The organism is Thalassobacillus devorans MSP14 (genome assembly GCF_000496835.1).
In the GTDB taxonomy this organism is placed as follows: Bacteria; Bacillota; Bacilli; order Bacillales; family Halobacillaceae; genus Thalassobacillus; species Thalassobacillus devorans_B.
On record NZ_KI543237.1, the window covers coordinates 715,467 to 722,615 of the forward strand.

The 7,149-nt window shown below is 44.2% G+C and carries 9 protein-coding genes; 1 reads left to right on the forward strand and 8 read right to left on the reverse strand.

Features of this window, described 5'->3' with window-relative positions:
• Window positions 1-23: 23 nt before the first annotated feature.
• The 8 genes from atpA to P855_RS0113755 all read right to left on the reverse strand — a co-directional run bounded on the left by atpA (window position 24) and on the right by P855_RS0113755 (window position 6,839).
• Window positions 24-1,532, reverse strand: a complete 1,509-nt coding sequence (gene atpA, locus P855_RS0113720) for a F0F1 ATP synthase subunit alpha (RefSeq protein WP_028784102.1) — start codon at window positions 1,530-1,532, stop codon at window positions 24-26.
• Between the two features lie 19 nt (window positions 1,533-1,551).
• A complete protein-coding gene (locus tag P855_RS0113725) occupies window positions 1,552-2,097 on the reverse strand; it encodes a F0F1 ATP synthase subunit delta (RefSeq protein WP_028784103.1) in 546 nt (181 codons plus the stop codon).
• A complete protein-coding gene (gene atpF, locus P855_RS0113730) occupies window positions 2,094-2,621 on the reverse strand; it encodes a F0F1 ATP synthase subunit B (RefSeq protein ID WP_028784104.1) in 528 nt (175 codons plus the stop codon). The genes P855_RS0113725 and atpF overlap by 4 nt, the downstream gene beginning before the upstream one ends.
• A gap of 193 nt (window positions 2,622-2,814) precedes the next feature.
• Window positions 2,815-3,027, reverse strand: coding sequence for a F0F1 ATP synthase subunit C (gene atpE / locus P855_RS0113735; protein WP_028784105.1), 213 nt, complete (start codon window positions 3,025-3,027; stop codon window positions 2,815-2,817).
• A gap of 44 nt (window positions 3,028-3,071) precedes the next feature.
• Window positions 3,072-3,794, reverse strand: a complete 723-nt coding sequence (gene atpB / locus P855_RS0113740; protein ID WP_028784106.1) for a F0F1 ATP synthase subunit A — start codon at window positions 3,792-3,794, stop codon at window positions 3,072-3,074.
• A gap of 5 nt (window positions 3,795-3,799) precedes the next feature.
• Window positions 3,800-4,189: an ATP synthase subunit I gene (locus P855_RS0113745; RefSeq protein WP_028784107.1), complete on the reverse strand. Its 390-nt coding sequence runs from the start codon at window positions 4,187-4,189 to the stop codon at window positions 3,800-3,802.
• A 1-nt stretch (window position 4,190) separates the two neighbouring features.
• Complete coding sequence (locus P855_RS0113750) at window positions 4,191-4,379, reverse strand: AtpZ/AtpI family protein (protein WP_419177280.1); 189 nt, start codon at window positions 4,377-4,379, stop codon at window positions 4,191-4,193.
• A 279-nt stretch (window positions 4,380-4,658) separates the two neighbouring features.
• Window positions 4,659-6,839 carry a S8 family serine peptidase gene (locus tag P855_RS0113755; protein ID WP_028784109.1) on the reverse strand — a complete coding sequence of 727 codons (2,181 nt, stop codon included), beginning with the start codon at window positions 6,837-6,839 and terminating at the stop codon, window positions 4,659-4,661.
• A gap of 120 nt (window positions 6,840-6,959) precedes the next feature.
• On the opposite strand from P855_RS0113755, the gene P855_RS22535 reads away from it, so the two are divergent.
• On the forward strand, window positions 6,960-7,149 hold a 190-nt coding region (locus tag P855_RS22535; RefSeq protein WP_235062651.1), incomplete at its 3' end, for a hypothetical protein.

Below are 7,149 nucleotides of genomic sequence, written 5' to 3' on the forward strand. Positions count from 1 at the left end.
TTCTTGCAAAGGTTGCGCTCCAATTATTCAGAAACTACGAATGTCTTTTTGAATGCTTCGACCGCTTCTTTCATATCGTTTTCGTCTGCAAGCTTACCAGTTTCACGGATTTGCTTGAGAAGTTCTGCGCGGTTGTTATCCATCCAGTTATGGAACTCTTCTTCAAAACGGGTCACATCATCTACTGGGATATCATCTAAATACCCTTGGATTAACGAAAAGATGATCATGACTTGCTTTTCAACTGCAAGCGGCTTATGAAGTCCCTGCTTCAGTACTTCAACGGTACGGGCACCACGATTCAATTTCGCCTGGGTTGCTTTATCCAGATCAGAACCGAATTGGGCGAACGCCTCTAATTCACGATAAGATGCAAGATCCAATCGCAAGGTACCTGCAACTTTCTTCATCGCTTTGATCTGAGCGGAACCACCGACACGTGATACCGAAAGACCCGCATTGATCGCCGGGCGTACACCGGAGAAGAATAAGTCAGATTGCAAGAAGATTTGTCCATCTGTGATGGAAATTACGTTTGTCGGGATATATGCTGAGATGTCTCCAGCTTGTGTTTCTACGAATGGCAAGGCAGTCAATGAGCCTCCGCCTTTTGCATCACTAAGCTTCGCTGCACGTTCAAGCAGGCGAGAGTGGAGATAGAAAACGTCCCCCGGGAATGCTTCACGACCTGGCGGGCGGCGCAGCAATAAGGAAAGTTCACGGTAGGCAGCAGCCTGTTTAGATAGGTCATCATATACCACCAATACGTGCTTGCCGTTATGCATGAATTCTTCACCCATGGAAACTCCAGCGTATGGTGCCAAGTATAGCAATGGAGCCGGCTGGGATGCACTTGCTGTAACAACGATGGTATAATCCAAAGCACCATGACGGCGAAGTGTTTCAACCGTTCCACGGACAGTGGACTCTTTTTGACCGATAGCGACATAGATACAAATCATATCCTGGTCAGCCTGGTTCAAAATCGTATCGATTGCAACTGTCGTTTTCCCTGTTTGACGGTCCCCGATAATTAATTCACGTTGTCCACGTCCAATTGGCACAAGTGCGTCGATCGCCTTGATACCAGTTTGAAGCGGCTCATCTACGGACTTACGATCCATAACCCCTGGTGCAGGTGACTCGATCGGACGAGTTTTTGAAGTTTCAATCGCACCTTTGCCATCTACTGGCTGTCCCAAAGGGTTTACTACACGACCCAATAATTCTTCCCCTACAGGTACCTGCATGATGCGACCTGTACGGCGTACTTCATCGCCTTCTTTAATATCTGTAAATGGTCCCAAAATGACAAGACCGACGTTATTTTCTTCCAGGTTCTGGGCCAGACCCATAACACCATTTGAAAATTCAACTAGCTCCCCAGACATGACGTTGTCAAGCCCGTGAGCACGTGCGATACCGTCACCGACCTGGATGACCGTACCTACATCGTTGACTTCAATATCAGATTCATAATTTTGAATTTGCTGTTTTATCAATGAACTGATTTCTTCAGCTTTGATGCTCATGCCATTTCACCCCTATCATCTATATGTTTCCAGATACCAATTTCCGTTCGATACGCTCGAGTTTTCCACTGACAGATCCATCATAAATACGATTTCCTATACGGATTTTTATGCCGCCGAGGATACTTCGATCAATGATGTTCGTTATATTCAGGGTGTTTTTTCCGATTTTTTTGGCAAACACATGTGAAATCTGGAGCTTTTCTTCTTCGGATAGCTCTCGAACAGAATAAACTTTTGCTTCAGCAATTCCCTTAGCGTCATTAACCTTCTCGATAAAGTGCTCAATCATAGAAGGAATGATATCTTCACGGTGCCGATCCAAAAGCAGCATCATCGTGTTCAACACTGTTGTATTGAATTTTGCAAAGCTGGTCGCGACGATCTCTTTTTTCTTTTCGACTGAAACGCGAGGATGCTTCAGGAATGTCAATAAATCTTTATTGGTCACCCATACTTCACGGATGTTACGAAGTTCACTTTCAAATTGATCAAGCTGATTTTTTTCTTTGCCGAGTTGAAAAAGAGCATTAGCATAACGTCGTGATACTACTGAATCACTCATCGCTCTTCTCCCACTTCTTTGATGTAATCATTGATCAATTGCTGTTGGTCCTGTTCGGACAATTCTTTCTCGATTACCTTGCTGGCAACCAGTACGGACAAGGATGCAACCTGGTCTTTCAAGGCTTGGACCGCTTTCTCTTTTTCCTGCTCAATTTCCTGACGAGCAGACTGTTTCAAGCGCTCCGCCTCTTCACGTGCTGATTCGATGATCGCACGCTCCTGCTGTCCTGCCGTTTTCTTCGCATCTTCAATAATGGTATGTGCTTCCTGTCTTGTCTTTTTCAACTCTTCAGAAGCTTCACGCTGCATGCGTACGGCTTCTTCACGACTTTTTTCAGCTGTATCTATTTCATTGGAAATATAACTTTCGCGTTCTTTCAGCATGTCCATCAATGGACCCCAGGCAAACTTGCCAAGAAGGGCTAAAAGGATCAGGAAGAAAACCAGTTGGACCAACATGTCCCCTATCATTAAACCACCGGCTTCAGCACCGATGACTAACCAACCTGTGTATGCTTGCACAGTGTTCACTCCTTTCCACATGTTACCGTAACAGGCATTACATGAGAAAATTCGGCCTAAGGAGGTATCCTGCCTTAAGTCGAAGTTTCAGTCTCACTTGTCCGGGTATTTATATGTTGTAAGTTATAAAGGAAGGGCGAAGATCTTCATCTAGACGAACTTCGCCAACAATCATTCTGATATAATTTGAAATCTATTGACCCATTACGATAAATGCAATAACGACACCGATGATTGGAATCGCCTCTACCAATGCGACACCAATGAACATTGTAGTTTGAAGTGTACCACGAAGTTCAGGCTGACGAGCAACCCCTTCTACTGTTCTTCCTACGATCAAACCGTTACCAATACCAGCACCTACGGCTGCTAGACCTACTGCGATTGCCGCTGCAATTAGACCCATAATTTACTCCTCCTTAGATATTGAAAGTTTTTTATTTTGTTATATTAATGGTCTGAACTCACTTTGTGAGACATGTAAACCATTGTCAACATGGTGAAGATGAATGCCTGGATAAACCCAATGAAAGTACTGAATCCCTGCCATGCAAGCAATGGGATTGCCGCGCCAAAAAATCCTCCGACACCTGAAACAGCCAGTCCTGCCAATAGCGTCAATAAGATTTCCCCGGCAAAAATGTTACCGTAAAGCCGGAGACCAAGTGTCAACGTATTGGCAAACTCCTCGATAATCTTAAATGGAAACAAGAAAGGGAGTGGGCGGAAAAAATCTTTTCCATATTCTTTAGCTCCTTTTTCTTTTATTCCATAATAATGTGTCAATACGACCACCATCGTAGCCAAAGTCAATGTAATTCCAGCATCTGATGTTGGTGATTTCCACCATAGTTCATGGCCGACTACAGCCATCGTGATAACCCCTAGCATATTGGCGACAAAGATATAAGTGAAAAGTGTCAGCCCAAGAGGCAAAAACTTCCTGCCTGTCTTCCAATCCATATTAGAGCCGATGATCCCTTTGATAAAGTCTATCAACCATTCAATGAAATTCTGTAAACCTCTTGGTTTCCTCTGCAGGTTACGACTTGCCATCACTGCAAAGATAAACACAAGTACAGAGGCAATAAACATCATTAACACGTTTGATAGGTTGAAATCTAACCATGGGATCCCCAAGACATCCGTAGCTAAAGGTGCTTCATGATTCATTTTGCTCACCCCTCTTCTGTATATTGGTTTCTTGATTCAAATAACAAAAAATCTATAATAATGACAAAATAAATTGTCACTAATCCAATTACTACTCCAATAATATGGATGTGTTCAGGGAATTGAAATGCAATCAATACAGCTAGTCCTGCAGCAGCAAACCTTGAAAAAGTACCTAACTTATAAGATTTGCGCTGATCAGAATCTGCATGATCCATGCTTTTGCGGATTTTTCGCTGCATTTGCAGCAAATTAATAAAACTGAAGGCAGTGCCTAGTAGAAGCCCCATAAAAAAAGACTTGTAATCTGTAAATCCCCAACCGAGGATGAATGCGGCTAACAGATAGAACATCCACTTACGCTGCCGGGTGATCATATGATGATATTGCTGCATGTTAATGCTCTCCCGTATACTCTCGTACTAAGCGGATCGTACCGTATGTACCTGCCCCCACTCCAAGCAGAATACCGGTAATCATAAAGAGTGGATGCGTGGTGAATTGCTCATCCAGCCATTTCCCTAGAAAAGCACCGGCAAGCGGGCCGCCTGCCAGCTGCGAAACGATAGCACTCGTCAGCGCCATTGCACGAAATGGATTTTTTTGTGTTTTCAAATCAAACGCTCCCATCAATTTACGGGATGAAAAACACTGTGGAATAAGTTATGAAAACCTTATCATTCCACACTAAGTAAGCATACAATAGGGGTATTGGGTTGTCAATGAGTTTGTGAGCAAAAATACATAAGAATTGACAATTTTCTACAGGTTTTACCTGCCCCTAAAACACCCTTCTAACATTATATAAGATTTTTCAATTTTGAAAAGAGACACCATAAAAAAAAGAGCTTGTAAAGCCCCTTTTTATGGATATTCATTTATATCAATTGGCACACCATAACTATAATGGCTGCTCTCATTCTGAATGGTGATGACTGCAATATAATGCCCTTTCTCTCCGAGCTTTCTTCTTGCCAATTCCCCTTCAATCACTCCCTGCTGCTGATCGGACAGTTCGAACAGCTTTCTCTCATAGAGCAAAGTATCAGGATTATAAAGGTCCACCTTCACCTCGTCTGCGTCTTCTGGCAAATAGAATTGATATTCATAAATAGTGGGGTCAAATGTAGAAGTCGCTATTTCAAATCCCATCGCGCGAGGGTAATCACTCGTTTCCATCATGAACAGATATGGTAGATTAAACGTTTGATCAGGCGTATCCATGCGGATCCAACCCTGATGCAGCCCTTTTTCCAAAAAGGCAGGTGTCACGTGGAGACCGATTTCGACCTTTTTTGATTGATTTGGGGCTAACGTAAACGCTTTTGGCAGCTCCCATCTCATGCCCTGTTTTTTCTTAGGAAGTGAAAAATGAACTTTTTGTGAACTTTTTTCATTGTTCTTTATTTTTACCATTATTTTCTTTTTTGGAAAGCTATTATTGAATCTGCCGAAGTTTAACTGCGACGGATTAATTTGGAGTGCAGGCTTGACCGCCGCCTCAACATTCACTTTACCCATCCCCTGCTCTGTCGGTGAATAAAGGGTGCCATCTTTGTCTTTCAAAGGCGTTGCCGTCGAAAGAATCGCCGTTTTAATTTCTTGCGGTGTCCACTCGGGATGCGCTTCCTTGATCAAGGCTGCTACTCCCGCGATATGAGGAGAAGCCATGCTGGTTCCTTGAAGTTCCTGATAACCGCCAGGCACCGTACTGTTGATGGACACTCCGGGAGCGAGTATGTCTGGCTTTATTGTCCAATTGGCGGTTACCGGTCCACGGGAGCTGAATGGAGCCAACGAATCAACGATATCGATATATTCCGTTTCCAGCCATTCTGAGCTGCCTGATTTGCTCTTTTGCTTCAACCATTCTCCTTCTTCTTTAGAAACCGCTACTACTGGAATGCCGATGGAACCATCATCGATTGTTCCTTGAAATTCTCCCGCTTCATTATTATAAACAATCAAGGCGATGGCACCACTTTTTTCGGCTAATTCAGCTTTTTCCGTAAACGGGATTTTCCCCCGCTTCATGATGACGATCTTCCCTTTTGCATTTTTTAACGGCTGGTCGCCCACCCCCCCATAAACGAGTTGATAGCTTTTCTTCAATTTCCAATCATTCGAACCCATCATCGGGATAAGGGGAATCGATTTACCGGCGAACCTATCTGTCAACACAGGGATTTGCACAGGTGGAGTGGAAGCTCCGACAGTAATAGCTTTTGGAGCGGTAGCCGGTGAACCCACCGTCCAGTCATCGGGCCCCGTATTGCCAGCCGCTACGACCACAACTGTTCCAAGAGCTACTGCCTTGTCTACCGCAACACTTGTCGGCCAATCCGGTCCATTGACAGCATTCCCCAACGAAAGATTAATGATGTCCATACCATCTTTTACCGCTTCTTCAATTGCTGCTATGACATGGACGGACGTTCCGAAACCGCCAGGTCCAAGCGCCCGGTACCCGTAAAGCTCCGCATCTGGAGCGATTCCTTTCATGTCCCCATTAGCAGCAATGACACCAGCGACATGGGTGCCATGGATGGTCGGATTTTCTTCTATAGTTTCCATAGGGTCGTTATCAAAATCAAAAACATCAAAGCCGCCCTTATAATTACCGGAAAGATCCGGGTGCGTATAATCGATGCCTGTATCGATAACCCCTACCTTCACCCCTTCTCCAGTAAAAGGAATCGTCCGTTGTTCGTATTTTCCCTGAAGGAGAAAAGGGACAGATTGATTCAGGTTATCATTCGATGTGGTCTGGTAGGTTTGTACCGGGTGCTGGTTGACGATCGCATCGATTTTACTTAGCTTTGTAAGCTGCTCCGGCTTTCCTTTAATGGCTATCCCATTAAAAACCGTGTCATAGACAGTCAATACAGTCAGACGTGGAAGGTTACGCTCGATCTCTTTTTTTATAAGATGGGGATCACCTTCCACTTCAATGATTCGGGTGACATATTCTTTATCTTGTGGATCGAATGCAGTCATCATGGTCAGAGAAATGCAAAGTAGTATTAATAGGAAGAAATTTCGCAAATTAGTCGCTCCCCTTTCGTTGCTTCTATTATTTGAAGAAACGGGAGAGCTATACTCCCGATTGTTGAAGACTCATTTTCGAGATGGTTGGGTCCGTTACCATGAGCGGAATGGAATGGAATGGTACGGGAAACAACTCGCTTTCCAGCTGCATCGCCTAGACACTCGCGACATAAGCAGTCCATCAACGGGAAGAAAGAACACTTCCCTTTTGCTGTTCTGCTTATGCGTGTCGTGTCTCCCAAGGCGATTACGCATTTATTTCTTTCCTGCGGGGGACCTGGCAAGCTTCCTCGGGCTAAAGCCCTGT

Excerpts from the sequence above, each read along its gene's own strand:
- P855_RS0113745 (WP_028784107.1), bottom strand. The coding sequence starts at position 4,189 with ATGCAGCAATATCATCATATGATCACCCGGCAGCGTAAGTGGATGTTC.
- atpE (WP_028784105.1), bottom strand. The coding sequence starts at position 3,027 with ATGGGTCTAATTGCAGCGGCAATCGCAGTAGGTCTAGCAGCCGTAGGT.
- P855_RS0113725 (WP_028784103.1), bottom strand. The coding sequence starts at position 2,097 with ATGAGTGATTCAGTAGTATCACGACGTTATGCTAATGCTCTTTTTCAA.
- atpB (WP_028784106.1), bottom strand. The coding sequence starts at position 3,794 with ATGAATCATGAAGCACCTTTAGCTACGGATGTCTTGGGGATCCCATGG.
- atpA (WP_028784102.1), bottom strand. The coding sequence starts at position 1,532 with ATGAGCATCAAAGCTGAAGAAATCAGTTCATTGATAAAACAGCAAATT.
- P855_RS0113750 (WP_419177280.1), bottom strand. The coding sequence starts at position 4,379 with ATGGCGCTGACGAGTGCTATCGTTTCGCAGCTGGCAGGCGGCCCGCTT.